Source organism: Silanimonas lenta DSM 16282 (assembly GCF_000429065.1).
GTDB lineage: Bacteria > Pseudomonadota > Gammaproteobacteria > Xanthomonadales > Xanthomonadaceae > Silanimonas > Silanimonas lenta.
This window is the reverse complement of record NZ_AUBD01000001.1, coordinates 470,843-496,259: the sequence shown is the minus strand read 5'-3', so window position 1 is coordinate 496,259 and position 25,417 is coordinate 470,843. Positions and strand designations below refer to the sequence as shown.

21 protein-coding genes are annotated in these 25,417 nt (G+C 71.0%); 15 read left to right on the top strand and 6 right to left on the bottom strand.

The genetic code is table 11. From position 1 onward, the window contains the following. Positions 1–10: 10 nt before the first annotated feature. Positions 11–1,024: an NADPH-dependent aldehyde reductase Ahr gene (gene ahr, locus G408_RS0102330; protein WP_028769776.1), complete on the bottom strand. Its 1,014-nt coding sequence runs from the start codon at positions 1,022–1,024 to the stop codon at positions 11–13. A 157-nt stretch (positions 1,025–1,181) separates the two neighbouring features. Here ahr and queA point away from each other — a divergent pair, with 157 nt between their 5' ends. The 5 genes from queA (at position 1,182) to secF (ending at position 6,694) form a co-directional block, all read left to right on the top strand. After that, positions 1,182–2,222 (top strand): tRNA preQ1(34) S-adenosylmethionine ribosyltransferase-isomerase QueA, encoded by a 1,041-nt coding sequence (gene queA / locus G408_RS0102325; RefSeq protein WP_028769775.1) that lies wholly within the window; start codon positions 1,182–1,184, stop codon positions 2,220–2,222. Continuing rightward, positions 2,219–3,340: a tRNA guanosine(34) transglycosylase Tgt gene (gene tgt / locus G408_RS0102320; protein WP_028769774.1), complete on the top strand. Its 1,122-nt coding sequence runs from the start codon at positions 2,219–2,221 to the stop codon at positions 3,338–3,340. The genes queA and tgt overlap by 4 nt, the downstream gene beginning before the upstream one ends. A 97-nt stretch (positions 3,341–3,437) precedes the next feature. Further along, positions 3,438–3,779, top strand: coding sequence for a preprotein translocase subunit YajC (gene yajC, locus G408_RS0102315; RefSeq protein ID WP_028769773.1), 342 nt, complete (start codon positions 3,438–3,440; stop codon positions 3,777–3,779). A gap of 67 nt (positions 3,780–3,846) precedes the next feature. Continuing rightward, positions 3,847–5,724, top strand: coding sequence for a protein translocase subunit SecD (gene secD / locus G408_RS0102310; RefSeq protein WP_028769772.1), 1,878 nt, complete (start codon positions 3,847–3,849; stop codon positions 5,722–5,724). Continuing rightward, on the top strand, positions 5,687–6,694 hold the full coding sequence (gene secF, locus G408_RS0102305; RefSeq protein ID WP_051282519.1) for a protein translocase subunit SecF: 1,008 nt from the start codon (positions 5,687–5,689) through the stop codon (positions 6,692–6,694). The genes secD and secF overlap by 38 nt, the downstream gene beginning before the upstream one ends. Positions 6,695–6,804: 110 nt before the next feature. Here secF and G408_RS12750 read toward each other — a convergent pair whose 3' ends face one another. Beyond that, positions 6,805–7,641: an inositol monophosphatase family protein gene (locus G408_RS12750; RefSeq protein WP_051282518.1), complete on the bottom strand. Its 837-nt coding sequence runs from the start codon at positions 7,639–7,641 to the stop codon at positions 6,805–6,807. A gap of 95 nt (positions 7,642–7,736) precedes the next feature. Here G408_RS12750 and G408_RS0102295 point away from each other — a divergent pair, with 95 nt between their 5' ends. From G408_RS0102295 to G408_RS0102285, 3 genes are all read left to right on the top strand, one after another. After that, positions 7,737–8,495 carry an RNA methyltransferase gene (locus G408_RS0102295; protein ID WP_028769770.1) on the top strand — a complete coding sequence of 253 codons (759 nt, stop codon included), beginning with the start codon at positions 7,737–7,739 and terminating at the stop codon, positions 8,493–8,495. Positions 8,496–8,589: 94 nt separating this feature from the next. Then, on the top strand, positions 8,590–9,456 hold the full coding sequence (locus G408_RS12745) for a phosphate/phosphite/phosphonate ABC transporter substrate-binding protein (protein WP_245584242.1): 867 nt from the start codon (positions 8,590–8,592) through the stop codon (positions 9,454–9,456). After that, on the top strand, positions 9,453–11,546 hold the full coding sequence (locus G408_RS0102285) for a putative bifunctional diguanylate cyclase/phosphodiesterase (RefSeq protein WP_037411768.1): 2,094 nt from the start codon (positions 9,453–9,455) through the stop codon (positions 11,544–11,546). Before G408_RS12745 ends, G408_RS0102285 begins: the two co-directional genes overlap by 4 nt. Positions 11,547–11,558: 12 nt before the next feature. On the opposite strand, the gene G408_RS12740 is transcribed toward G408_RS0102285, so the two are convergent. Beyond that, on the bottom strand, positions 11,559–12,179 hold the full coding sequence (locus G408_RS12740; RefSeq protein ID WP_051282516.1) for an exopolysaccharide biosynthesis protein: 621 nt from the start codon (positions 12,177–12,179) through the stop codon (positions 11,559–11,561). Positions 12,180–12,225: 46 nt separating this feature from the next. Further along, the gene (locus G408_RS0102275) at positions 12,226–12,633 is read right to left on the bottom strand and encodes a hypothetical protein (protein ID WP_028769768.1); all 408 of its coding nucleotides are present in this window, start codon (positions 12,631–12,633) and stop codon (positions 12,226–12,228) included. A gap of 33 nt (positions 12,634–12,666) precedes the next feature. On the opposite strand from G408_RS0102275, the gene G408_RS0102270 reads away from it, so the two are divergent. Together G408_RS0102270 and G408_RS0102265 are read left to right on the top strand one after the other, a co-directional pair. Continuing rightward, positions 12,667–13,008 carry an MGMT family protein gene (locus G408_RS0102270; RefSeq protein WP_051282515.1) on the top strand — a complete coding sequence of 114 codons (342 nt, stop codon included), beginning with the start codon at positions 12,667–12,669 and terminating at the stop codon, positions 13,006–13,008. Between the two features lie 90 nt (positions 13,009–13,098). Then, positions 13,099–13,725: a rhomboid family intramembrane serine protease gene (locus G408_RS0102265; RefSeq protein WP_028769766.1), complete on the top strand. Its 627-nt coding sequence runs from the start codon at positions 13,099–13,101 to the stop codon at positions 13,723–13,725. A 42-nt stretch (positions 13,726–13,767) separates the two neighbouring features. On the opposite strand, the gene rapA is transcribed toward G408_RS0102265, so the two are convergent. Together rapA and G408_RS0102255 are read right to left on the bottom strand one after the other, a co-directional pair. Further along, entirely contained in the window at positions 13,768–16,605 is a 2,838-nt protein-coding gene (gene rapA, locus G408_RS0102260) for an RNA polymerase-associated protein RapA (protein ID WP_028769765.1), read from the bottom strand. Next, the gene (locus tag G408_RS0102255; RefSeq protein ID WP_028769764.1) at positions 16,605–18,494 is read right to left on the bottom strand and encodes a M13-type metalloendopeptidase; all 1,890 of its coding nucleotides are present in this window, start codon (positions 18,492–18,494) and stop codon (positions 16,605–16,607) included. The genes rapA and G408_RS0102255 overlap by 1 nt, the downstream gene beginning before the upstream one ends. A gap of 106 nt (positions 18,495–18,600) precedes the next feature. Here G408_RS0102255 and G408_RS0102250 point away from each other — a divergent pair, with 106 nt between their 5' ends. From G408_RS0102250 to G408_RS0102230, 5 genes are all read left to right on the top strand, one after another. Beyond that, the gene (locus tag G408_RS0102250) at positions 18,601–19,152 is read left to right on the top strand and encodes a GbsR/MarR family transcriptional regulator (protein WP_028769763.1); all 552 of its coding nucleotides are present in this window, start codon (positions 18,601–18,603) and stop codon (positions 19,150–19,152) included. Then, positions 19,145–20,518, top strand: coding sequence for a cytochrome ubiquinol oxidase subunit I (locus G408_RS0102245; protein WP_028769762.1), 1,374 nt, complete (start codon positions 19,145–19,147; stop codon positions 20,516–20,518). Before G408_RS0102250 ends, G408_RS0102245 begins: the two co-directional genes overlap by 8 nt. Before the next feature lie 11 nt (positions 20,519–20,529). After that, positions 20,530–21,630, top strand: a complete 1,101-nt coding sequence (locus G408_RS0102240; RefSeq protein ID WP_211226632.1) for a cytochrome d ubiquinol oxidase subunit II — start codon at positions 20,530–20,532, stop codon at positions 21,628–21,630. A 26-nt stretch (positions 21,631–21,656) separates the two neighbouring features. Further along, positions 21,657–22,232: a copper chaperone PCu(A)C gene (locus G408_RS12735; protein ID WP_051282513.1), complete on the top strand. Its 576-nt coding sequence runs from the start codon at positions 21,657–21,659 to the stop codon at positions 22,230–22,232. 119 nt (positions 22,233–22,351) lie between these two features. Then, positions 22,352–25,336 carry a TonB-dependent receptor domain-containing protein gene (locus G408_RS0102230; RefSeq protein ID WP_028769760.1) on the top strand — a complete coding sequence of 995 codons (2,985 nt, stop codon included), beginning with the start codon at positions 22,352–22,354 and terminating at the stop codon, positions 25,334–25,336. Positions 25,337–25,417 lie beyond the last annotated feature (81 nt).

Sequence of the window (25,417 nt, the reverse complement as noted above, 5' to 3'; positions counted from 1 at the left end):
CGGCAGCGCCTCAGGCGAAGTCGGCATCCAGCACGATGCGATAGCGCGCCTTGCCGCTGTGCAGGTGCTCGAAGGCCTCGTTGATCCGCGACATCGGGAAGCGTTCCACCTGCGGGGCGATGCCGTGCCGGGCGCAGAACTCCAGCATCTGCGCCGTGGTGGCCGGGCTGCCCAGCGGCGAGCCGCTCACCGATTTCTGCCCGCCGATCAGGGCGAAGGCCGGCACCGGCACCGGCTCCAGCACCGCGCCCACAAAGTGCAGGCGGCCATTGGGCGCGAGTGCCGACAGGTAGGCGCCCCAGGGCAGGGTGACATTGGCGGTGACGAGGATGAAATCGAAGCGCCCGGCCTCCTTCGCCAGCGCCTTCGCATCGGTGCTGACCACCGTGCGGTGGGCGCCGAGCCGGATCGCTTCCTCGTGCTTGCCCTCGCTGGAGGTGAAGGCCGTGACCTCGCAGCCCCAGGCCTTGAGGAACTGCAGGGCGAGGTGGCCGAGGCCACCGATGCCGACCACGCCCACGCGGTCGGTGGGCTTGATGCCGAAATGGGCGATGGGGCCGAACACGGTGATGCCGCCGCAGAGCAGGGGGCCGGCGCTGGCGGCGTTCACGCCCTCGGGAATCGGCGTGGCCCAGACCCAGTGCGCGCGCACGCGCTCGCCAAAGCCGCCATGGCCGGAGACGATGAGCCCGCTCGATTTCCCGCAGACGTTGTGGTGGCCCGAGAGGCACTGTTCGCAGGCCATGCAGCTGCTCTGGTACCAGCCGATGCCCACGCGGTCGCCCACCTTCACCCGCTTCGCCTCGGGGCCGACCGCCACCACGCGGCCGATGGCCTCGTGGCCCGGTACCAGCGGGTAGCGGGCATTGCCCCAGTCGTTGTTCACCATGCTGAGGTCGGAGTGGCACAGGCCGCAGTGCTCGACCTGCACCTCGACGAACTCGGGCGGCAGCGGGCCGGGCTCGTACTCGAAGGCCTCGAGGCGGCCCTTCGGGGCCGTGGCGGCATAGGCGCGGATGGGCATGGCGGGCTCCGGGGTAGGTTCAATCAAGGGAAAGTGTGAGCTTGCACGCAGGCAAGGGAATGTCGAGGGGAGAGCGCGGTGATGGGAGTCCGACGCGTACAATCGCTACCCCGCGCCGCACGGCGCCTGCTGGAGGAGCGGCCAGTCAAGCCGGTCCATGAAAAAGTCTGATTTTGCTTACGAGCTGCCGCCGGAGCTGATCGCTCAGGCGCCGCTTCCGGAACGTTCCGCATCTCGCCTGCTGCATGTGCCGCCCGCTCCGGCGCCGTTCGAGGACCTCGGGGTGCGTGATCTGCCGGGCCTGCTGCGCCCCGGCGATCTCCTGGTCTTCAACGACACCCGGGTGATCCCGGCGCGGCTGTTCGGCCGGAAGGCCACCGGGGGGCGGGTCGAGGTCCTGCTCGAGCGCATCACCGGGGCGCACGAGGTGCGGGCGCAGGTGGGCGCCAGCAAGTCGCCGAAGCCGGGAAGCACCATCACCCTCGACGAGGGCACGGTGCTCACCGTGCTGGGCCGCGAGGGCGAGTTCTACCGCCTGCGCTTCGAGACCGCCGAGCCGCTGGAGAAGGTGCTGCTGCGTGCCGGGCGCATGCCGCTGCCGCCCTACATCCAGCGCGAGGCCGACATCCGCGACGACGAGCGCTACCAGACGGTGTTCTCGAAACACGTGGGCGCGGTGGCCGCGCCCACCGCCGGCCTGCATTTCGACGAGACCCTGCTGGGAGCGCTGCAGGCGCGCGGCATCGCCTTTGGCCACATCACCCTGCACGTGGGCGCGGGCACCTTCCAGCCCATGCGCGCCGAGCACGTGAAGGACCACGTGATGCACAGCGAGTGGCTGAACGTGGGCGCGGAACTCTGCCAGCAGATCCGGCAGACCAAGGCCCGGGGCGGTCGGGTGGTGGCGGTGGGCACCACGGTGATCCGGGCGCTGGAGACGGCCTGGCGCGATGGCGAGGTGCTGCCCTTCGCGGGCGATACGCAGATCTTCATCACCCCGGGCCACCGCATCCGCTCGGTCGATGCCCTGTTCACCAACTTCCACCTGCCGGAATCCACGCTGATGATGCTGGTGAGCGCTTTTGCCGGACATGCCCGCATCATGGCCGCCTACCGCCATGCGGTGCAGCAGCGCTACCGCTTCTTCAGCTATGGCGATGCGATGCTGCTCTGGCCCCCGGCGGAGGTGGGCGCATGAGCCGCATGCAGTTCGAGAAACTCGGGCAGGATGGCGCGGCCCGGCGCGGCCGCATCACGTTCCCGCGCGGCCGCATCGAGACGCCGGCCTTCATGCCGGTGGGCACCTATGGCACGGTGAAGGCCATGCGGCCGGCGGAGATCGAGGCCATCGGCGCTGAGATCATCCTCGGCAACACCTTCCACCTCTACCTGCGGCCGGGCCTCGAAGTGATCGAGGCACACGGCTCGCTGCATGGCTTCACCCAGTGGTCGAAGCCCATCCTCACCGACTCGGGGGGGTTCCAGGTCTTCTCGCTGGCGCACAGGCGCAAGATCACCGAAGCCGGCGTCACCTTCGCCTCGCCGGTGGACGGGGCCAGGGTCTTCCTCGGGCCCGAGGAGAGCATGCAGATCCAGCGCGTGCTGGGCTCGGACATCGTGATGATCTTCGACGAGTGCACGCCCTACCCGGCGACCGAGGCAGTGGCCCGGAAATCGATGGAGCTCAGCCTGCGCTGGGCCGAGCGTTCGAAGCGGGCGCACGAGGGCAATGACGCGGCCCTGTTCGGCATCGTGCAAGGGGGCGTGTACCCCGAGCTGCGCACGCGCTCCGCCGAGGGTCTGAAAGCCATCGGCTTCGACGGCTACGCGGTGGGCGGTCTTGCGGTGGGCGAGCCTGCCGAGGAACGCGAGCGCACCCTGGAGGCCATCTGCCCGCAGTTGCCCGAGGACAGGCCGCGCTACCTGATGGGCGTGGGCAAGCCCGAAGACATCGTCGAGGCCGTGGCCCGCGGGATCGACATGTTCGACTGCGTGATGCCCACCCGGAACGCCCGCAATGGCCACTACTTCACCGACTTCGGCCAGGTGCGCATCCGCAACAGGCGCTACGAGCACGACCTGCGGCCGATCGAGCCCGGCTGCGACTGCGCCACCTGCACGGGGGGCTTCACCCGCAGCTATCTTCGCCACCTCGACCGCTGCAATGAGATCCTGGCCTCGATGCTGGCCACCACCCACAACCTGCGCTACTACCTCAGGCTGATGGAGCGGATCCGGGCGGCGATCGAGCAGGGGCGCTTCGCCGAGTTCCGCGAGGCCTTCTACCGCGCCCGGGCGGCCGGCGAGCCGGCCTGAGCCGGTTCCCGGAGGCGGGCTGCCCCGGGGGCGGGCCGGCGGGGCGGGGGCGTGGCATACTTCCGGGCTGTTTCGGTCTGCTGGAAGCTGCACGCCCATGTCCCTGCTCGATCTCCTCATTCCTGCCGCCCATGCCCAGGCCGCCGGTGCCCCAGCCCAGCCCAGCCCGTGGCCGAGCTTCATCCTGCTCGCCGCGGTCTTCGTGCTGATGTACTTCATGATGATCCGGCCGCAGATGAAGCGGCAGAAGGAACACCGGCAGATGGTCGAGAAGCTGGCCAGGGGCGACGAGGTGATCACCAGTGGCGGCATCGCCGGCCGCATCGAGGAGGTGGGCGAGAGCTTCCTCACCGTCGAGATCGCCGAGGGCATCCGCATCCGCCTGCAGAAGGGCGCGATCAATGCCGTGCTGCCCAAGGGCACCTTGAAGTCGCTCTGAGCCACCCCCACCCCCCGGCTTCCTGCCGGATCCACACGGCTGGCGCCTGCCGGCCCGACCCACGCCCATGCTCGAATACCCCCGCTGGAAATTCATCCTGGCCGCGCTGATCCTGGTGCTGAGCACCCTGTACGCGCTGCCCAACCTCTACAAGCAGGATGCGGCGGTGCAGATCACCGCCAACCGCGGCTCGGTGGTGGATGCCGCCTTGCGTGACCGGGTGGCCGGCCTGCTGGATGCCGCTGGCATCCCCTACAAGTCGGTGGCCGAGGAGGGCGGCAACCTGCTGGTCAGGCTTGCCAGCGATGACCAGCTGCGCGCCGCGCAGCTGCTGCGGTCCGAGTTCGAGGGGGGCTACACGGTGGCGCAGAATCTCGCCTCCACCGTGCCGCGCTGGCTCGAGCTGATCGGCGCCCGGCCGATGCTGCTCGGCCTCGACCTGCAGGGCGGCGTGCACTTCCTGCTGCAGGTGGACCAGAAGGCCGCGCTGGAGAAGCGCGAGACCGCCTATGCCGAGCAGATCCGCGCGGTACTGCGCGAACAGCGCATCGGCGCCCAGGAAGTGCTGGTGCGTCCGAATGACATCCTGGTGCGCCTGAGCCGGGCCGAGGACCTCTCGCGGGCGATGGCGCGGGTGGCGGCCGATGCTCCGGAGCTGACCCTGCAGCTGCTTTCCGGCAGCGCCGGCCCCGGCTTCACCGCCGCGCTGCCGCCGACCGCGGTGCAGGCCCTGCTCACCGAGACCATCAACCAGAACGCGGCCATCCTGCGCAACCGCATCAACGCCCTGGGCGTGGCCGAGCCGGTCGTGCAGCGCCAGGGCGACTCGCGCATCGTGGTGCAGTTGCCGGGCGTGCAGGACACCGCGCTGGCCAAGCGGGTGATCGGCGCCACCGCCACCCTCGAGTACCGCGCCGCTCTGCTCACTGGCGCCGACGCCATCGAGGCCGAGCGCACCGGCCGCATTCCGCCGGAGGGCCGGCTTTACTACATGCGCGAGCGCGCGCCGGATGGCAGCCGCATTCCGGTGGTGCTGGCCAAGCGGGTGATCGCCTCCGGCGACCAGCTGGTGGCCGCCACCTCGATCACCGACCCCGAGACCGGCACGCCGGGCGTGTCGGTGACGCTGAACGCCTCGGCTGGCCAGCGCATGTTCGAGTTCACCTCGCAGAACGTCGGCAAGCCGATGGCGGTGGTCTACATCGAGCGCACCCCCGAGGTGCGCATCGTCAATGGCGAGGAAGTGCGCAGCACGCGGGTGACCGAGGAGATCATCTCGCTCGCCACCATCCGCGGCGTGTTCAGCCGCCAGTTCCAGACCACCGGCCTCGAGAGCCCGGCCGAGGCCCAGCAGCTCGCCCTGCTGCTGCGCTCGGGCGCGCTCGCCGCGCCGATGGAGTTCGTCGAGGAGCGCATCATCGGTCCTAGCCTCGGTGCCGAGAACATCGAGCGAGGCGTAAAGACCATCGTCGCCTCCTTCCTCATCGTGCTGGTGTTCTTCCTCGTCTACTACCGCATGTTCGGCCTGGTGACGAACCTCGCCCTGCTGCTCAACCTGCTGATGCTGGTGGCGATCATGTCGATCATGGGGGCCACCATCACCCTGCCGGGCCTGGCGGCGATCGCGCTCACCGTGGGCCTGTCGGTGGACGCCAACGTGCTGATCAACGAGCGTATCCGCGAGGAACTGCGGGCCGGCAACACGCCGCTCAACTCCATCGTGGTGGGCTACGAGAAGGCCTCGGGCACCATCTTCGACGCCAACATCACCACCCTGCTGGCGGGCGTGGCGCTGTTCGTGTTCGGCACCGGCCCGATCAAGGGCTTCGCCATCGCGCTCATCATCGGCATCCTGACCTCGATGTACACCGCCGTCTCGGTGTCGCGCGGCATCGTCACCCTGATCTATGGCGGCCGCCGGAAGCTGGCCGGCCTGGCCATCTGACCGGAGTCTCCGCGTGTTCCGCCTCATTCCCTACCAGACCAACATCGACTTCCTGCGCCTGCGCTGGGTGTGGCTTGCCATCGGCCTCGGGCTGATGCTGGCCTCGGCGCTGCTGATCCCCTTCAAGGGCTTCAACTTCGCGCTCGACTTCACCGGCGGCACCGTGGCCGAGCTGCGCTTCGAGCAGCCACCGGACCTCGAGCAGCTGCGCGCCAGGCTCACCGCCGAGGGCTTCAGCAGCCCGGTGGTGCAGACCTTTGGCTCGGACCGCGACGTGATCGTGCGCCTGCAGCCGCGTCCGCAGGACGTGGAGGGCGGCGCCGAGGCCATGGCGGCGGCCGGCGGCATCATCGCCGATGTGCTGAGCACGCCGGACAACCGCGCCACCGTGGTGCGCTCCGACTTCGTCGGCCCGCAGGTGGGCCGCGAGCTGGCCGAGGACGGCCTGCTGGCGCTCGGCTTCGTGGTGATCGGCTTCCTCGTCTACATCACCGCGCGCTTCGAGTGGAAGTTCGCCGTGGCCGCCATCATCACCTCGCTGCACGACGTGCTGCTGGTGCTGGGCTGGTTCTCGCTCAACGGCCACGAGTTCGACCTCTACGTGCTGGCCGGCGTGCTCTCGGTGATGGGTTACTCGATCAACGACACCATCGTGATCTTCGACCGCGTGCGCGAGAACTTCCGCAGCATGCACAAGGTGGAGCCGGTGAAGGTGCTGAACAACGCCATCAACGGCACGCTCTCGCGCACCATCATCACCTCCATGGCCACCTTCATGTCGGTGTTCGCGCTCTACCTGTTCGGCGGCGCCAGCCTGCAGGGCATGGCCGAGTCGCAGATGGTGGGCATCGTCGTTGGCACCCTGTCCTCGATCTTCCTTGCCTGCCCGCTGCTGCTGTGGATGAACGTGAGCAAGCAGGACCTGCTGCCCAAGGCGCGCGACACCTCGGATCTCGACCGCCGGCCCTGAGGCCGGCCTGACGGCGCTTTACGGTGAAGGCCGCGGGATTGCCGCGGCCTTCGTCGTTTCCGCCCCTGCGGCCACCGTGGCGCGTGGGGCTCCGGGGGGCAGCGGGGCGTTCAGCCCGGCGTGCCGGCGGGGTTCAGCGGCGGCGGGGCGAAGCTGGCCAGCCAGCCGCTCTCCTGCACCGCCTTCTGCACCCGCTCGACCACCTTCATCGGGCCGGCGATCACCTGGCCTTCGAACAGCATCTTCTCGGAGCGCCCGCGAAAATCGCAGGCGCGGCCGCCGGCCTCGCGCACCAGCAGGATGCCGGCGGCGATGTCCCAGGGCTTCACCCCGGCCTCGAAATAGCCGTCGCAGCGGCCGGCCGCCACCCAGGCGAGGTCGAGGGCGGCAGAACCGCTGCGACGCACGTCCTCGGCCTCGGCCAGCAGCATCTCGATGGCCTTGAGCTGCGGCGCGAGGCGCTTGCGCTCGCGCGGCGGGAAGCCGCTCACCAGCACCGCGCCGGGCAGCTCGCGCTGGGTGTTGAGGCGCAGGCGGCGGTCGTTCAGCACCGCGCCCGAGCCGCGGCTGGCGCAGAACAGCTCGTTGCGCAGTGGATCGTAGATGACGGCATCGGTCGGTTCGCCGTTGTCGACGAGAGCGATCGAGACGCAGAAGTGCGGGATGCCGCGCAGGTAGTTCGAGGTGCCGTCGAGCGGATCGACGACGAAGGTGTGGCGGCCCTTGCCGGTCTGGCCGGTTTCCTCGCCGAGGATGGCGTAGTCGGGGTAGGCGCGCTTGAGCTCGCGTATGATCTCGCGCTCGGCCAGGCCGTCGACTTCGCTGGCGTAGTCCTGGCGGGCCTTCTCGACCACGTTGAGGCTGTCGAGTCGCGCCATGTTGCGCAGCAGGACGCTGCCCGCGGCGCGCGCGGCCTTGACCATGACATTGACGACAGGGTTCTGCATGCGCTGCCCGCCTCTTATCCGCCCGGTTGAAGAAGAACGTCGGCCCGGTCCGTGCCGGGCCGGCGCGGAGTGTACCCGTTTTCCCGGAGGCTGCCTTGCGCGTGCTTGAACGGGTGCGGATGGTCCTGGTGGGCACCCAGCACCCGCGCAACATCGGCTCCTCGGCCCGGGCCCTGAAGACCATGGGCTTCCGGGCCCTGCACCTGGTGGCGCCGGAGCGCTTCCCGCACCCCGAGGCCCATGCCCTCGCCGCCGGGGCCGACGACCTGCTCGACGGGGCGCGGATCAGCGCCACGCTGGCCGAGGCGGTGGCCGGCTGCACCCTGGTGTTCGGCAGCACCGCCACCCAGCGCGCCGTGCCGATGCCCGAATACAGCCCGCGCGAGGCCGCGGCACGGCTGCTCGACGCGGCGGCATTGGGCGAGGTGGCGCTGGTGTTCGGCCCCGAGCGCACCGGCCTCGAGAACGCCGAGCTGCAGCAGTGCCATGCCTCGGTGTGCATCCCCACCGATCCCGGGTTCACCTCGCTCAACCTTGCCCAGGCGGTGCAGGTACTGGCCTACGAGCTGCGGCTGGCGGCCCTGGAGCGCGAGGGCCGGGACACGGCGCGCCCGCCGCTGGAGGTGCGCCGGCCGGCCACCCATGACGAGCTGGAACGCTTCTTTGCCCATCTCGACGAGACCCTGCGCGACATCGACTTCCACAAGGGCCGCAGCGGGGTGACGGTGATGCGCCGCCTGCGCCGGCTGTTCCTGCGCGCCGCCCCCGACGAGCGCGAGGTGCGCATCCTCCACGGCATCCTCGCCGATGCCCAGCGCATGGCCCGGCTGGCGCAAAGACGGGAATCACAATAATCGTCAAACCGTGTCACACTCGGCGGGTTTCCGTTTTCCAAGGTCGAGGATGGACGGGCGGTACCGGTTCTACGCATTCGCACTGATGGTGTTCATGGCCCTGGCCGCGGCGGCCCGGGCCGAGTCCGGCATCCTCGTCCTCGGCCGTATCAGCGATGATCCGCAGCGCCATTACGACCAGCTGAAGCCCCTGCTCGACTACGTAGTGCCGCGCATGGCCGATGTCGGCATCCGCGAGGGGCGCATCCTGATGGCCCCGGATGCCTCGCGCATGACGAGCTACCTGCGCCATGGCCGGGTGGACTGGGTGACCGAGACGGCTGGCAGCGGCCTTCTGCTGATCGACCGCGCCGGCGCGCTGCCGGTGCTGTTCACCGAGCGCGATGGCGTGCGCTACTACCGCTCGGTGCTGTTCGTGCGCCACGACTCGGCAGTGCAGGGCCTGCGCGACCTGCGTGGGCGGCGGCTGGCGCTGCAGCGCCCGGCCTCCACCAGCGCCTACCTGCTGCCGGCGATCACCCTGCTCGACCATGGGGTGCCGATGGAAATCCTGCCGAGCCCGGCCGACCGCCCGCGCTCCGGCAGCGTGGGCTATGTGTTCGCCAACTCCGAGGCCAATATCGCCACCTGGGTGCTGAAGGGCGTGGTGGACGCCGGCGCCTTCAGCGAGGTGGACCTGGAGCAGCTCCGCGCCCGCGACCCGCGGGCGGAGGCCTTGCGGGTGGTGGGCCGCAGCCCGCAGGCGCCACGGGCGATGGAGCTGGTGCGCCCGGATCTCGATGCGCGGGTACGGCGGCGCCTCACCGAGGTGCTGGCCGCCGCGGCCGAGGACCCGGAGGCGGCCCCGGCGCTGCGGCGTTTCTTCGACACCACCGCCTTCCTGCGCCCGGAGCCGGCCGACCTCGCCGCCCTCGCAGTGCTGGCCGATGCCGCCCGCCGCACCCGGGAGGCCATCGAATGAAGATCCGCTGGACTCTGCGCGCCCAGATGCTGGTTTGGGTGGGCCTGTGCGTGGGCACGATCGCCCTGGTGTTCGCCGGGCTGATCTGGCGTGAGCAACGCAGCTTCAGCGCCATGCGCGAGGGCGGCGATGCGCTGGTGCTGGAACTGCTGCGCGACGGACTCAGGCAGCGGGGCGACAGCCTCGCCGCACAGCTCGCCGCCGCGGTGGCCAACCCGTTGTACTTCCTCGATCTCGACCGCATCGGCGAGTACGTGCGCAGCACCGGGCAGCAGGCCGACGTGGTGTACGTGCGGGTGGTAGACGCCGCCGGGCGCATCGTGCACGACGGCAGCCGCGACATCGCCCGCTTCGGCGAGACGGAGGCGGGCGCGGGCCGCCAGCCCCCGGTGCGCTGGGAGGGCGACCTGCTGCATCTCGAGGCGCCGGTGACCCTGGGTGAACAGCGCATCGGCACGGTGCAGCTCGGACTGTCGATGGCGCAGGGCCGGGTGACAGCCCAAGCCTGGTCGCGCAGCGTCGAGCAGGGACTCGCCAGTACCCGGGCGGCGCATGTGCAGTGGCTGCTCGGCGGCCTTGCCTGCCTGTTCGGGTTCGGCCTGGTCGGGCTGTATTCCCTGCGCAAGCGGGTGCTGAAGCCGATCCGCCTGCTGGCCGAGGCGGCCGGCGCGGTGGAGGCCGGACGTTACGCCGAGGCCCGCGCCCTGCCGGTGCGCGACGACGAGATCGGCGACTTGACGCGGGTGTTCGTGCGGATGGCCGATTCGGTGGAGCGCCACGAGCGCGACATCCGCCGCATCGCCTACACCGATCCGCTCACCGGCCTCGGCAACCGCCTCGCGCTTTCCGAATCGCTGGAATCGCGCCTGCTCACCCTGCAGGCCAGCAGCGGCGAGCTGGCGCTGCTGTTCATCGATCTTGACGACATCAAGCGGGTGAACGACACCCTCGGTCACCACGTCGGCGATGAGCTCCTGGTGGAGGTAGCGGCACGCATTCGCGAGGCCTGTGCGGCCGAGGACCTCGACGTGGTGGAACTCGCGCGCTTCGGCGGCGACGAGTTCGTGGTGCTGTTCCCTGGCGCCGACGTGCGCCGGCGCGCCGAGGCTCTGGCGCGGCGCATCCTCGCGGCCATCGCCCGGCCGTTGCCGCTCGGCGAGCGTGATCTCGTGGTCTCGGGCTCGATCGGCATCACCGTGTTCCCCGAGGACGCCGCCTCGGCAGCGCAGATGGTGAAGAACGCCGACATGGCAATGTACCAGGCCAAGGCCGCCGGCAAGGGCTGCGTGCGCTTCTACTCGCGCGCCCTCGACGAAGCGGTGGAGCGTCGGGTGCGCCTCGAGCACGACCTGCGCGGGGCCTGGGAGCGCGGTGAGATGAGCCTTGCCTTCCAGCCGGTGTTCGATCTCACCGATGGCCGCGCGGTGGGTGCCGAGGCCCTGCTGCGCTGGAGCCATCCGCACCTCGGCCTGGTGCCGCCCTCGGTGTTCATCGGCATCGCCGAGGAGAGCGGCCAGGTGGAGGAGCTGGGCCGCCGGGTGCTGGAGGAGGCGATGCGCGCCGCCGCGGGCTGGGCGGCGCCGGCCGGCGGGCGCGGGCCCTTCGTGGCGATCAACATCTCGCCGCGCCAGCTCGCCCGCGGCGACCTGCCGGAGACCGTGGAGGCGGCGCTCGCGCGCAGCGGTCTTGATCCGCGGCGCCTGCACCTCGAGCTCACCGAGACCGCCATCCTGCGCGACGAGGCCCAGGCCACCGCGGCCTTCACCCGGCTGCGCGCGGCCGGCGTGGGCGTCTGGCTGGACGATTTCGGCACCGGGTTTTCCGGCCTCTCGCACCTGCGCCGCGTGCCGGTGGACGGGGTGAAGATCGACCGCAGCTTCGTCACCGACCTCCTGCGCGACCCGAACGATCTCGCGCTCACCACCGGCGTCATCGCCATGGCCCATTCGCTCGGCGTCACGGTGGTGGCCGAGGGCATCGAGAACGAGGGCCAGCACGGCCTGCTGCGCGAACGCGGCTGCCCCCTGGGGCAGGGCTTCTACCTTGGCAAGCCGATGCCCGGCGAGGAAGTGGCGCGGCTGTTCGGCTAGGCCGGAAAGGCGTCAGCCGAAGAGGGCGCCGAGCCGCTCCATCAGCCCCGGCAGGCTGCGCAGCAGGCCGTCCGAGAACAGGGCCAGCAGGCCGATCTGCAGCAGCCCGAGCGCCCAGGCCAGGGCGAGCGCATGGCCGTCGCGCTCGATCAGGGCCACGGCATGGACCACCAGCACCAGGCCGAAGGGGTAGTTGGTGAGCGGGATCGGCAGGGCCAGCAGGAAGCCCAGCACGAGCAGCAGAAGGCCGGTGAAGGCCCGTGCCGCGGGGTGCTCGAAGACGCCGGCGCCGCGCGGGCGGCTGAAGCGTTCCAGCCAGCCCAGCGGGCGCGCCAGCCGGCGCTGGAAGCCGGCGAGATGGCGGGCCTCGATGCGGCGGCGGCGCAGCCAGGCCGGCAGCCACGGGTGCTCGGCGAGGCAGAGCATCTGCAGGCCGGCGAACATCACCAGAGGGCCGCTGATGGCACCGGCACCGGCCGGCAGGGGCAGGAAGGCAGGGAGCACCGCCACCAGCAGGAACAGGCCATGGGCGCGTTCGCGGAAGCGGTCGAGCAGCTCGCCGAAACTCGGCGTGGCCGAGGGGTCGGCGGCGATGGCCTCGATCAGGCGGCGTGTGGTCCAGTCATCCTGCATGGCCGGCAGTGTGCCGTGGCCGGCATGACTGGCAGGTGGCTGGCATTCAGAGCAGGTCGCCACCGGCCGAGAGCAGGCGCTCCATGCGGTCGCCCTGGCCGCCGATCTGCAGGATCAGGCGGTCGATCTCGGCGGCATCGAGGGCGTCGTAGGGGCGGTTCTCGCAGAGCTGCAGGTAGGGCACGCCGTCGAGCTCGCCGATCGCCAGCCAGCCCACCCGCGACTGCCAGTTGAAGGCCAGCATGCGCCGGGCGTCGATGCCGGTGATGGGGGCGATGATGGTGCTGGCGCGCAGGAAGCGGCGGCCGTCGTCGTCCTCGAGTTCGGCGAGGAACACGCTCTGGTGGCGCCGGCCGCCCTCCAGCGAGAGCTCGGCGCAGAGCACGTAGGGCTCGTTGGTGGTCACGTGGAAATTGGCCTGCACGTGGCCACGGATCTGTTCGAAGTTCTGCATGGCACCGCTCCCGGGAAGGGCTATCGTAGCGCCATGGCGAAGAGCGGGCATGACGAGGCGATCCGCGCGGCGATCCTGGCCATCCCGCCCGGCGAGGTGAGGAGCTATGGCGAGGTGGCCCGCCGTGCCGGCCTGCCGCGCGGCGCGCGCCGGGTGGCGCGGCTGCTGGCGGCGGAGGGAGACGCCGGCCTGCCCTGGCACCGCGTGCTGCGCGCCGATGGCCGGATCGCCTTCCCGGCGGGAAGCCCCGGGCATGCCGAGCAGGTGGCGCGGCTGCGTGCCGAGGGGCTGCGGGTGGAGGACGGGCGGGTGCGCCGGCCGCCCCCGCCGGAGCCCGGACTCGACGCCCTGCTCTGGGCGCCGCGGGAGGCCTGAGGCCGCGGGCCCGGCGCTGATGTGGCGCCGACCTCTGCCCGCCACGGCCCCGGTATGATCGGCGGCCATCGTTCCTGCCCGGAGTGCCCCGTGCCCCGTCTGCCGCCCGCCACGCTCTACCTGCTCTGGATCATCACCGGCGGCTTCGTGCTGCAACTGCTGGCCGGCCCGGCGGTGCTGCAGTGGTTCGCGCTCTGGCCGATCGGCAGCGAGGCGCTGGGCGGGCCGGGCTTCCTGCCCTGGCAGCTGCTGAGCTACGCCGCCCTGCACGGCGATTTCATCCATCTCTTCTTCAACGGGCTGATGCTCTGGATGCTGGGCGCGGTGCTGGAGAGCACCTGGGGCACCCGCCGCTACGTGCAGTTCGCCCTGGCCTGCATCCTCGCCGCCGGCCTCACCCAGCTGGTGCTCGGCGCCCTCGGCGTGTTTCCGCCGCGGCCCACGGTGGGCATCTCGGGCCTGACCTTCGGCCTGCTGCTGGCCTACGGCATGATGTTCCCCAACCAGCAGCTCATGCTGCTGATCCCGCCGGTGCCGGTGAGGGCGAAGTACCTGGTGCTGATCTTCGCCGCCATCGCCCTGCTGATGGGGCTGTCCGGCGCCAGCGGCATCGCCCATTTCGCCCATCTCGGCGGCATGGCCGGCGGCTGGCTGATGATCCGCTACTGGCGCGGCCAGCCGCCCTTCGGCCGGCGCGGGCCGCGCATCGTGCGCTGAAGGTCGCCGGCCCGCGGCCCGGCATGCGGGCGCCGGATCGTCTCAGCGCCGCAGCAGCAGGAAGTCGGGGCTGGTGACGAGGCGCACCGCGTCCAGCCGCGGACGCGCGCCGGGCAGGGCGGCGAGGATGGCCTCGCGTTCCGCCTTCAGCGCCGCTATCTCGGCTTCGCCGACCGCCGGATTCACCGCGGCCAGGGCCTCGAGGCGCGCGATCTCGGCCGAGAGCCGGCGGTCGGCGGCCTCGGCGGCCTCGGCGATGATCGCCGCGGCATCGCGGCGCACCGCGGTCTCGCAGGCCCCCAGCATCGGCGGCACCAGGCTGTTCAGCACCTTGCGCATCGGCGAGAGGTCGAACTGGCGGTCGCCAGCCCTGGCCCGCGAATCGGCGTCGGGCTCGAAGCCATGACGGCGCTGCAGCCGGGTGTCGACCACCGCGCGCAGCGGCATCGGCGGCAGGAAGCGGGCGATGTTGAGCGCGGCATCGGCGATGCACTCCAGCACGTACACCGCCTCCAGCAGGGCGGTGCGGGGCGGCAGGGTCTCGTCGATCAGCAGGCAGGCATTGCCGGTTTCGCTGCCGAGCAGCAGGTCCTGCGCGCCCAGCACCATCGGGTGGTCGGCGCGCAGGTAGAGCAGGTCGTCGCGGGAAAGCGCGAGGCGGCGGTCGAAGGTGGCTTCGCGCGGCCCGGCCTTCAGTTCCTCGAAGCCGTCCACCGTGAGGTATTCCGGATCGAGCAGGAAGCGCTCGTCGGCGAGCGGCTCGTTCTGGATGCCGAAGGCCTCCAGCAGTTCCAGCATGGCCTCGCGGGAGGCGAGGTCGGCATCGTCGCCGGCCAGGGCGGCGGCGAGCTCGTCGGCATCGGCGCGCTGGCTGGCGCGCTCCAGCAGGCGGTCGCGGCCGCGGGCGATCTGCTCGGAGAGCTCGGCATGGGCCTGGCGGGTGGCGGCGAGCAGGGCTTCCACGGCCGGTTCGCGGCCGGCAGCATCGGCTTCCGCCAGCGCCACCAGTTCGTCGACGTGGCGGCGCAGCAGCTCGCGGCCATCGGGCACCACGCTGCGGAAGGCATCGAGGCCCTCGTGGTACCAGCGCAGCAGCACCTCCTGCGCGCTGCCGGCCACGGCGGCGGCATGCAGGTGCACGTCGCCGGGCTGGCCGATGCGGTCGAGGCGGCCGATGCGCTGCTCCAGCATGTCGGGGTGCAGGGGCAGGTCCCAGAGCACGAGGTGCTGGGCGAACTGGAAGTTGCGGCCCTCGGCGCCCACCTCGGAGGCGATCAGCACCCGCGCGCCCTCCGGGTCGGCGAAGAAGGCGGCGTTGCGATCGCGCTGCAGCAGGTTCATGTCCTCGTGGAAGCGCGCCACCGGGTGGCCCCAGCGCAGGCGCAGGGCCTCTTCCAGCGCCTGCACCTTGGCCCGCGAGCGGCACAGCACCAGCACTTTCTCGCTGCCCAGCGATTCCAGGGTGGAAAGCAGCCAGTCGAGGCGCGGGTCGCGGGTGTAGTCGTGGGTGGGCTCCTCGTCGAGGTCGCCGACCTCGAAGGCGAACTCGGCGCGCAGCCGGCCGAGCAGCTCCGGGTCGTCGCTGGCGGGCAGAAGATCGATGTGGGCGATGCGGCGCGGGAAGCCGCCCACCGCGGCGCGGCGGTTGCGCACCATCACCCGGCCGGTGCCGTGGCGGTCGACCAGGGCATCGAGCAGGGCCTCGCGGGCGGCGGTGTCGCCGGCATCGATGGCGGCGAGGGTGGCATCGAGCCAGGGGCGCTCGGCCGCGAACAGGCCGCGCAGGGTCTCGAGGTCGGCGGCCGTGGTCTCGCCGGCCTCCAGCCGCTCGGCCAGCGCCGAGAGCGCCACGAAGCGTTCGGATTCGGCGAGGAAGGCGGCAAGGTCGGTGTAGCGCGCCGGGTCGAGCAGGCGCAGGCGGGCGAAGTGGCCGCCGCGCCCGAGCTGTTCCGGGGTGGCGGTGAGCAGCAGCAGGCCGGGCACGCGCTTCGCCAGCGCCGCCACCAGGGTGTAGCCGGGGCTCTCGAACTCCGGCGTCCAGATCAGGTGGTGGGCCTCGTCCACCAGCAGCAGGTCCCAGCCGGCCTGCACCACCTGCTTCATGCGCTTGTCGTGCTCGGTGAGCCAGTCCACCGAGGCCAGCACGAACTGCTCGTCCTCGAACGGGTTGCGCGAGGGCTCGTTCATCTCGAGCGCCTCGCAGCGCTCCTCGTCGTAGATGGCGAAGGGCAGGTTGAAGCGCCGCAGCAGTTCGACGAACCACTGGTTCACCAGGCTCTCGGGCGTCAGCACCAGCACGCGCCTGGCGCGGCCGCTGGCGATCTGCTGGGCGGCGATGGCGCAGGCCTCGATGGTCTTGCCAAGGCCCACCTCGTCGGCCAGCAGCAGGCGCGGGGTGCGGCGCGCGGCGGCGGTCTCGATGACACGAAGCTGGTGCGGGATGAGGTCGATGCGCGCGCCGAGGATGCCCCAGCCGGGGTGGCGGCGGGCGCGGGCGCGCAGTTCCAGGGCCCGCACGCGGCGCTCGAACTGGTCGTTGCGGTCGATGCGCCCGCTGATCAGCCGCTGGTCGGCCTTGGAGACCGGCTGCTCGGCATCGAGCTGGCCTTCCATGAAGGTCTCGCTGCCGGCGCGGTACCAGACGAGGCCGTCGCGCTCCTCGACGGCCTCGATGGTGAGTTCCCGGCCGTCGATGCGCACGCGGTCGCCGGCGCGGAACACCGCCCGCACCAGCGGCGCGGCCTCCAGCGAGTATTGGCGCACGGTACCGGAGGCGGTGAACACGATCTGCACGCTGCGGCCGGCGATGCGCAGCACGGTGCCGAGGCCGAGCTCCGGCTCGGCCGAGGAGAACCAGCGTTGGCCGGGAACCAGCGGCATCAGCGCCACACTCCGATCGGATTGGCGGCGCGCATCGGCTGGCCCGGGCGGCAGCCGAAGGCCTCGGCGAAGGGCGGGAACTGCGCCAGCGGGCCATTCACCCGGAACGCGGCCGGAGCGTAGGGCGAGCCCTGCACCTCGGCGGCCAGGGCCTCCGGGGTCTGTGATTTCGCCCAGAGCTCGGCCCAGGCGCTGAAGAAGGCCTTCTTCGCCTCGGCATCGGCCTGCGGCTGCGCCTTCTGGAAGGCGGCCCAGGCGAACTCGAGGCCGGCGAGATCGGCGCGGTTCATCGGCAGGGTACGGTTGCCGTCCACGCGCAGGGCCGGCGTGGCCATGAAACCGTTGTACAGCGGTCCTAGGCCGGCGCCGCGGCTGCCGGGCTCGAGGCGCTTGGCGAGCTCGTGGCCGACGAGGGCGCCGAAGGCGCCGAAGTCGCGCGGCCCCGGGCTGGCATCGTTGCCGGCCAGCAGGGGCGGGGCGAGGGCGGCGGCCGAGACCGCCAGCAGGCCCTGGGCCGGAAGCCACTGCACTGCCGGCAGGCGCGCCGGCAGGGGATCGACCGGCGTGGGGCGGTTGGCCAGCACCCGGGCCTCCTGCCAGCGCGAGAGCCGCAGCAGGTTGCCCACGTGATCGTCGCGGCTGAACGCCAGGCCCTCGCCATCGAAGCCCGGCGTGGCCGAGCCGGCGATGTCGAAGCGGATCGCCTCCAGCTTGCGGGCCTCCTCCGGGCTGCCGGCCTTGGCCACCATCTCGATGGCGGCAGCGCGCACGCCCTCGGCCACCCGGGTGGCACGCTCGCGCAGCGGGGCCGGGGCATAGCGGCCGATGTAGGCGGCATCGTTGAGGCCGCCCAGATTGCGGCGCAGCAGGGTGGCCATGTGCTCCTCGCGCGCCGGAGCCGCGGGCAGGCCGCGCAGGGCGCTGGCAAAGAACGCGGCATGGGCGTTGCGGAACGGAGCGTGCAGGTCGGGGGCCAGGCGGTGCAGCACGCGGTAGCGCAGGTACCAGCGCAGGCGCTGCGGGTCACGCTCGCCGGCGAGGCGCGAGAGGGTGGCGAAATAGGCCGGGCTCACCACCACCAGGGTGTCGGTGCTGGCGTTCAGCGCCTTCATCAGGGCGGCGAAGCCGAGCGCGACATAGCGGCGGTCCTGGGCACGCAGCGAATCGCTGCTGCGGGCGTCCGGGCCTTCGCCGGCCAGCGCCTGGGCGAGCTGGGTCTCGATCTGCAGCACGGCCTCGGAGGCCGGGCCGATCTCGGCTTCCGGCAGGCCGGAGGCACGCAGCAGGGCTTCCACATAGCTGCGGTACTGGCCGAGCAGGCGGCGCGCCTCGGCCTCGGTGCTGAGATAGAAGGCCGGATCGACCAGACCGAGCGGGGCCGGCACCGCGGCCAGCGGCCGGCCGCTGCCCTGGCTGTCTTCCAGGCGCACGAACTCGGCCAGCGGGAACAGGCCCTTGCGGTGGAAGGCCGCGGCCACCTGCGGCAGGTCGCGCGGACGGCGGAACTGGGACAGCGGCGCCAGGGCCTCGCGCAGGGCCTCGGGGCCGCGGCGGTCGAGGCCGGCCTCGTCGAGGCCGGCGGCCCAGAAGGCGCCGAGCAGGGCCTCTTCCGGCGTGGCCGGAGCGCGCTGTGCCGCATCGAACAGAGCCTGCTGCCTTTGCTGGGCCTCGCTGGCGAGCAGGCCGAGGCGGCTGCGCTCGGGCTGGGCGGCGCTGGCCGGGTTGGCCTGCAGCCAGGCGCGGTTGGTGAAGGCGTGGAAATCGGTGCAGGCGGTCGGGGCCGGCGGCGGGGGCGGGGTACGGCCGCGCTGGGCCAGGGCGGGCAGGGCGGCGAGCGAGAGGCCGAGGGCGATCGACAGGGGCAGCAGGCGCATGGAGGGCTTCGACATCAGGGGACCGCGAAGTTTAACGGTCCCTCACCGGCCCTGCCGGTCTTCACCCCGGACGCATTGGGATGCCTATAATTTCAGGAAATCCTGAAATAACGGAACCTCCATGCTGCCACCTCTGGTTCAACGTTTCGTGCTCCACTTCGGCGAGATGGGCAGCCGCTGGGGCATCAACCGCACGGTGGGGCAGATCTACGCCCTGCTGTTCGTGAGTCCGCGGGCCCTGAATGCCGACGAGATCGCGGAAAGCCTCGGCTTCTCGCGCTCCAACGTCAGCATGGGCCTGAAAGAGCTGCAGAGCTGGCGGCTGGTGCGCCTGCAGCACCTGCCGGGTGACCGCCGCGACTATTTCTCGGCTCCCGAGGACGTGTGGACGATCTTCCAGACCCTGGCCGAGGAGCGGCGCAAACGCGAGGTCGACCCCACGCTGTCGATGCTGCGCGATGCGCTGATGGAAACCCCCGGCGATCCTGCCGAGCAGCATGCGCAGGACCGCATGCGCGAGATGCACGACCTCATCGAACTCACCACGGGCTGGTTCGAGGAGGTGCGGGCGATGGACCGCGAACGCCTGGTCGAGCTGATGCGGCTCGGCAAGAAGGTGGGGAAGCTGCTCGATGCCCGTGACCGTTTCCTTGGAGCCAAGAGCCATGCTTGAGTCGCTCGATCCCCTGCTGCTGGCGCGCATCCAGTTCGCCGCCAATGTCAGCTTCCACATCCTCTTCCCCACCATCACCATCGCCCTCGGGTGGGTGCTGCTGTTCTTCAAGTGGCGCTTCACGAAGACCGGCGATGCGAAGTGGATGGACGCCTACGGCTTCTGGGTGAAGGTGTTCGCGCTGTCCTTCGCCCTCGGCGTGGTCTCCGGCATCACCATGAGTTTCCAGTTCGGCACCAACTGGCCGGGCTTCATGGAGCGGGTGGGCAACATCGCCGGGCCGCTGCTGGCTTACGAGGTGCTCACGGCCTTCTTCCTCGAGGCCACCTTCCTCGGGATCATGCTGTTCGGCTTCAAGCGGGTGGGCAACCGCATCCATACCCTTGCCACCTTCCTCGTCGCCTTCGGCACCACCATGTCGGCGTTCTGGATCCTGGTGCTGAACTCCTGGATGCACACACCGGCCGGCTTCGAGCTGCGCGAGGGCGTGGCGCACGCCACCGACTGGTGGGCCATCGTGTTCAACCCCTCCATGCCCTGGCGTTTCAGCCACATGCTGCTGGCCTCCTTCCTCACCGTGGCCTTCCTGATGGCCGGCCTCTCGGCCTACCGCTGGCTGCGCGGCGACCGTGGCGCCGGGGTGCTGGCGGCCATGCGTACCGGCGTGTTCATGGGCGCGCTGCTGATCCCGGTGCAGATCGTGCTGGGCGACCTGCATGGCCTCAATACGCTGAAGCACCAGCCGCAGAAGATCGCCGCCATCGAGGCGATCTGGGAGACCGAGCGCGGCGTACCCCTGGTGCTGTTCGGCTTCCCCGACGAGGCCACCCGTACCACCCACCTCGCCATCGAGGTGCCGCGGCTCGCCTCGCTCATCCTCACCCACGATCCCGACGGCGAATTGAAGGGACTCAACGAGTTCGAAGGCCGGCATCCGCCGGTGGCGCCGGTGTTCTGGGCCTTCCGCATCATGGTGGGGCTGGGGGTCGCCATGCTGCTGGTAGGCGCCTGGGGTGCCTGGGTGCTGAAGCGGCGCGGCGAACCCACGCCCTGGCTCTCCCGCGCCCTGGTGGCCATGAGCTTCTCGGGCTGGGGCGCGGTGCTGGCCGGCTGGTACACCACCGAGATCGGTCGCCAGCCCTGGCTGGTGCAGGGCGTGCTCACCACCGCCGAGGCGGCGAGCGCGGTGCCGGCGCCGATGATCGGCCTTACCCTTTTCGGCTACCTCGCGCTGTATGCCGTGCTGCTGGCGGCCTATGTCAGCGTGGTCTTCTACATGGCGCGCAAGGCGGGGAGCCGCAAGGAGACGCCCGAGGCCGAGGGACCGGCCGTGCTGCCCTATGCCCAGCCCCAGCCCAGCGCCTGAAGGAGACCGCCATGTCCCGATCGATCGCTACCTTCCTCGCCCTGCTGGCCGGGGCTGCCGCCATGCCGGCCCTGGCCGCTCCCGCGGCCATCCCCGAACTGTCCACCCCGGCTGGCTGGCTGCCGGTGGCCTTCACCGTGGTGATGGGGCTTGCCATGCTGGCCTACGTCGTCCTGGATGGCTACGACCTCGGCGTGGGCGTGCTGATGCGCCGCGCCGCCGATGCCGACAAGGACCGCATGGTGGCCGCCATCGGTCCTTTCTGGGACGCCAACGAGACCTGGCTGGTGCTGGGCGTGGGCGTGCTGCTGGTGGCCTTCCCGCTGGCCCACGGGGTGATCCTGCAGGCGCTCTACCTGCCGGTGGCGCTGATGCTGCTCGGCCTGATCCTGCGCGGCGTGGCCTTCGACTTCCGGGTGAAGGCCCGGGCCGAGCACAAGGCGGCCTGGAACCGCGCCTTCTACGCAGGCTCGCTGATCGCCACCCTCGCCCAGGGCTACATGCTCGGCCTGCTCATCATGGGCTTCGAGCGCAGTGCTGGGGCGATGGCTTTCGGCGCCCTGATCGCGGTCTGCCTGGTGGCGGGCTACGCGCTGCTCGGCGCCGGCTGGCTCATCATCAAGACCGAGGGCGCGCTGCAGCAGCAGGCGGTGCGCTGGGCCCGCGGCAGCCTCTGGCTCACCGCGCTCGGCATCGCCGCCGTCTCGCTGGCCACGCCGCTGCTCTCCGAGCGCATCTTCGACAAGTGGTTCTCGCTGCCCTGGGTGGTGCTGCTCTCGCCGGTGCCGCTCGCCACCGCGGTGCTGTTCTTCGTGGTCGACCGCAGCCTGCGCCGTCTGCCGCTCAGGCTGGCCGAAGGCAATGAATACGGCGCCTGGGTGCCGTTCGCCGGGGCCATCGGCATCTTCGTGCTGGCCTTCTACGGGCTTGCCTACAGCCTCTTTCCCTACCTCGTGGTGGACCGCCTCACGGTATGGGACGCGGCGGCCGCGCCCGAGTCGCTGATGATCATCTTCGTCGGCGCCTGCGTGGTGCTGCCGGTGATCATCGGCTACACCGCCTTCGCCTACCGGGTGTTCCGCGGCAAGGCCCAGCCCCTCGACTACACTTGAACCTCCCCGTTCCCGGAGTCTTCCGCATGCGCCCGACCCACGGCCCCGCCCTTGCCACCGCCATCGCCCTGTCGCTGGCCGCCTGCTCCGGCAGCCACGGGTCCGGAGGCGATGCCGCGCACGAGGCCCATGCCGCGGCGGCCGCGCCGGCGGCGGGGCAGGAAGCCCATGCCCATGGCGAAGCCCACGCCGCCGCCCACGTGGGCCTGATGGCACACCAGCCCTGGAGCCGCCCGCTGGCCCCCGGCGCCACGGTGGCCGCCGGCTACATGCACCTCATGAACCACACCACGCAGCCCGAGACCCTGGTGGGGGCGCGGGCCGAGGGCGTGGAGCGGATCGAGATCCACGACATGGTCGAGGTGGACGGCGTGATGCAGATGCGCCCGGTGGAGGGCGGCGTGCCGCTGGCCGTGGACGGCATGGCGGCCTTCCAGCCCGGCGGCAGGCACCTGATGTTCTTCGGGGTCTCGCGCTCCTGGGCCGAGGGCGAGACGGTGCCGGTGACGCTGGTCTTCGAGAGCGGCGCCGAGGTAGCGGTCGAGTTCCGCATCGGCACCCCGGCGGAGGCCGAGGGAAGCGACGAGCACGCCCACCATTGAGGGCCTTCCTGCGCCCGGCGCTGGCGCGTGACTGGAAGATGACCGTTTCGCGGCGGCTGCCATGAAGCTGTAACGGCAGCGCCACAGACTCTCGCGGATTCCCGACCCGGACCTCCGCGATGAAGCGCTCCACCGCCCTTGCCCTTTCCTCGATCGCCGTTGCCGTCAAGCTGGCCCTCGCGCCGGTGCAGGCGCAGTCCCCGGCCACCGGCGCGGTGGTGCAGGCGCAGCCCCGGGGCGCGGCCCAGGTCTGGGTGTATGCCTACCGCGCCGGCCAGCCCGCGGCCGGCGTCGAAGTGAAGCTCGGCGCCCGCGTCCTCGGCGTCACTTCCGCCCAGGGCGTGGTCGGCGGCGCCGTCACCACCGGGGCGCAGACCCTGGAGGTGCGCGACGGCCAGCGCGTGGTGCCGATCGAACTCGACCTCGCCGAGGGCGAGCAGGTGCAGATCGCCCTGCAGTTCGTGCCTGGCCGCGCCCCGGCTTACACCCTGAAGAGCTCGGTCTCCGGCACCCGTACCGTCGATCTTGCCGCCGAGGAGGCGCGCGCCGCCGCCGCGGCCCAGGCGGCCGCCGAGGCCGAGCGCGGCGCCACCACGCTGGACGCGGTGGAGGTGGGCGCGGAAGCCTTCCGCACCGATGACCAGGCCGCCTACGTCGATCTCAAGCGCATGTCGGTGTCGGTGGACGACACGCTCTCCATCGAGCAGATCAGCCGCGCTGGCGACAGCGATGCGGCCGTGGCCCTGCGCCGCGTCACCGGCCTCACCCTGGTGAACAGCCGCTTCGTCTACGTGCGCGGCCTGGGCGAGCGCTATTCCTCGGTGCTGCTCAACGGCGCCCAGATCCCCTCGCCGGATCCCACCCGCCGCGTCATCCCGCTCGACCTGTTTCCCACCGAGGTACTGGAGGGCGTGGTGGTGCAGAAGAGCTATACCGCCGACATGCCAGGCGAGTTCGGCGGCGGCACCATCCAGCTGCGCACCCGTACCGTGCCGCTGGAGCCCTTCTTCAAGGCCACGGCGAGCATCGGCGGCACCCAGGGCACCACCTTCAGCGAAGGCCTGCGCGAGCAGGGCGGCAAGCGGGACTGGACCGGCCGCGACCGCAGCGCGCGCAATCCCGATCCCACCCTCGACGGCGTGCGCCGCGCCGGCGGCTTCTTCGCCCCGCAGACGCTCGCCAATCCGAATGGCTTCACCGCGACCCAGATCGAGCAGGTGGGCGAGCGGGTGGCGGCCAGCAGCAACTACGAGCCGCGCCGTGCCGACATCGCGCCGGACGTGGGCCTGGGCCTCGCGGCCGGCCAGCGCTTCGAGCTCTCCGACGACGTGCGTCTCGGCCTGCTCGGTTCCTTCCGCTGGTCGCAGGGCTGGGATACCCGCGAGGAAACCCGCCGCTTCCTGCAGGCGAGCTCCCAGGGCCTTCTGGTGCGCGACGAAACCGCGCTGACCGGCACCACCCGCGAGGTGGATGTCTCCGGCTTCAGTGTCCTCGGCCTGGAGCTGGGGGCCGACCACCGCCTTGCCCTCACCTCGATGCTGCTGCGCCAGACCGAGAACGAGGTGCGCGAGCAGATCGGCGTGGTGGACGCCCAGCCGCTGCAGCGCAACCTGCTGGAATGGGTGGAGAACTCGCTGCTGAGCCACCAGCTCGCCGGCACCCACCGCCTGCCCTGGTTCGAGGAAATGGCCGATTTCGAGTGGCAGTACACCGATGCCACGGCCCGCCGCTACGCCCCGAACACCCGCGAGTACCTCTACGTCTTCGACGACGACGGCAACCGCTCGCTCTCCACCTTCAGCGACATCAACCAGCAGAGCTGGGCCAACCTCGACGACGACTCGCGTTCGCTCGACCTGCGCTTCAAGGCGCCGTTCGCCTTCAACGACGGCGCTGCCTTCGGCACCGTGAGCCTCTCTGCCGGCCGCACCCTGCGCGACCGCGACAGCTACATCCGCCGCTACCAGTTCGGCCTGCGCTTCACCGACCCGAACCTGCGCCGCTTCGTGCTCTCGCTGCCGAACTTCGAGCAGATGCTGCAGCCCCAGTACATCGGCCCCAACGGCTTCGTGCTGCAGGAGATCACCGCCGCCACCGACAACTACGTGGCCGACCAGCGTCTCGACTACGTGGGCCTCGGCGTCGACGTGACCTTCGACGACCGCTTCCGCCTCAACGCCGGTGCCCGCCGCGAGCGCAACATGCAGTCGGTCTCCACCTTCTCGGTGCTGCAGGCTGGGCAGCAGATCGACAGCCGGCTCGACGAGGCCACCTGGCTGCCGAGCTTCGGCGCCACCTGGATGATCAACGACGAGCAGCAGCTGCGCTTCGGCTGGAGCCGCACGCTCTCGCGCCCGGACTTCCGCGAGCTCTCGCCCGCGCCCTTCCTCGATCCGATCCTCGACATCCTCACCTTCGGCAACCCGGACCTGCAGACGGCCCGCATCACCAATCTCGACCTGCGCTGGGAGTACTACTTCTCGGCCGACGAGAGCCTCTCGGTGGCCCTGTTCCGCAAGACCTTCGACAAGCCGATCGAGAAGCTGCTGCTGCCGGCCACCGGCTCGCTGCTGCAGACCCTGGCCAATGCCGAGTCGGCCACCAACCAGGGGCTCGAGATCGACTACTTCCAGCGCATGGGCTGGGCCGACGGCTGGTTCGGCGACGTGGACATGTCGAACTGGTTCATCGCCGCCAACTACTCCTGGATCGACTCCGAGATCCGCCTCGACCCGGCCCGCGCCGGCGTCAGCACCAGCCTGAACCGCCCGCTGGAAGGCCAGTCGCCCTACGTGGCCAACCTGCAGCTCGGCTACAGCAGCCCCGAGGGGACCCACGAGACGGCGCTCAGCTTCAACATCAGCGGCAAGCGCATCGTCCAGGTGGGCATCGATACCCAGCCCGACGTCTACGAGCAGCCGGCGCCGTCGCTGGACTTCAACTGGAAGTGGCAGTTCGCCCCCGAGTGGTCGACCCGCCTGCGCCTGCGCAATCTGCTCGACCCCTCGGTGGAGTTCCGCCAGGGCGACATCAACATCCGCGAGTTCAAGCGTGGCCGGGAGATCAACCTCTCGCTCGAATGGTCGCCCAAGCGGGGCGGCTGATCCGTCCTCTCCAACGGATCGGTGGCGGAGCCGGTGGGCCGGCAACGCCAAACGGGAAGGCCGGCACGTTCGGGTGCCGGC

Coding starts and splice junctions, on each gene's coding strand:
- G408_RS12745 (WP_245584242.1), top strand. CDS start 8,590: ATGGCCCTGGCCGCGGCGGCCCGGGCCGAGTCCGGCATCCTCGTCCTC.
- G408_RS12740 (WP_051282516.1), bottom strand. CDS start 12,179: ATGCAGGATGACTGGACCACACGCCGCCTGATCGAGGCCATCGCCGCC.
- yajC (WP_028769773.1), top strand. CDS start 3,438: ATGTCCCTGCTCGATCTCCTCATTCCTGCCGCCCATGCCCAGGCCGCC.
- G408_RS0102230 (WP_028769760.1), top strand. CDS start 22,352: ATGAAGCGCTCCACCGCCCTTGCCCTTTCCTCGATCGCCGTTGCCGTC.
- tgt (WP_028769774.1), top strand. CDS start 2,219: ATGAGCCGCATGCAGTTCGAGAAACTCGGGCAGGATGGCGCGGCCCGG.
- G408_RS12735 (WP_051282513.1), top strand. CDS start 21,657: ATGCGCCCGACCCACGGCCCCGCCCTTGCCACCGCCATCGCCCTGTCG.
- G408_RS0102255 (WP_028769764.1), bottom strand. CDS start 18,494: ATGTCGAAGCCCTCCATGCGCCTGCTGCCCCTGTCGATCGCCCTCGGC.
- secF (WP_051282519.1), top strand. CDS start 5,687: ATGGCGGCCGCCGGAAGCTGGCCGGCCTGGCCATCTGACCGGAGTCTC.
- G408_RS12750 (WP_051282518.1), bottom strand. CDS start 7,641: ATGCAGAACCCTGTCGTCAATGTCATGGTCAAGGCCGCGCGCGCCGCG.
- queA (WP_028769775.1), top strand. CDS start 1,182: ATGAAAAAGTCTGATTTTGCTTACGAGCTGCCGCCGGAGCTGATCGCT.
- G408_RS0102275 (WP_028769768.1), bottom strand. CDS start 12,633: ATGCAGAACTTCGAACAGATCCGTGGCCACGTGCAGGCCAATTTCCAC.
- ahr (WP_028769776.1), bottom strand. CDS start 1,024: ATGCCCATCCGCGCCTATGCCGCCACGGCCCCGAAGGGCCGCCTCGAG.
- G408_RS0102270 (WP_051282515.1), top strand. CDS start 12,667: ATGGCGAAGAGCGGGCATGACGAGGCGATCCGCGCGGCGATCCTGGCC.
- G408_RS0102285 (WP_037411768.1), top strand. CDS start 9,453: ATGAAGATCCGCTGGACTCTGCGCGCCCAGATGCTGGTTTGGGTGGGC.
- rapA (WP_028769765.1), bottom strand. CDS start 16,605: ATGCCGCTGGTTCCCGGCCAACGCTGGTTCTCCTCGGCCGAGCCGGAG.
- G408_RS0102240 (WP_211226632.1), top strand. CDS start 20,530: ATGTCCCGATCGATCGCTACCTTCCTCGCCCTGCTGGCCGGGGCTGCC.
- G408_RS0102250 (WP_028769763.1), top strand. CDS start 18,601: ATGCTGCCACCTCTGGTTCAACGTTTCGTGCTCCACTTCGGCGAGATG.
- secD (WP_028769772.1), top strand. CDS start 3,847: ATGCTCGAATACCCCCGCTGGAAATTCATCCTGGCCGCGCTGATCCTG.
- G408_RS0102245 (WP_028769762.1), top strand. CDS start 19,145: ATGCTTGAGTCGCTCGATCCCCTGCTGCTGGCGCGCATCCAGTTCGCC.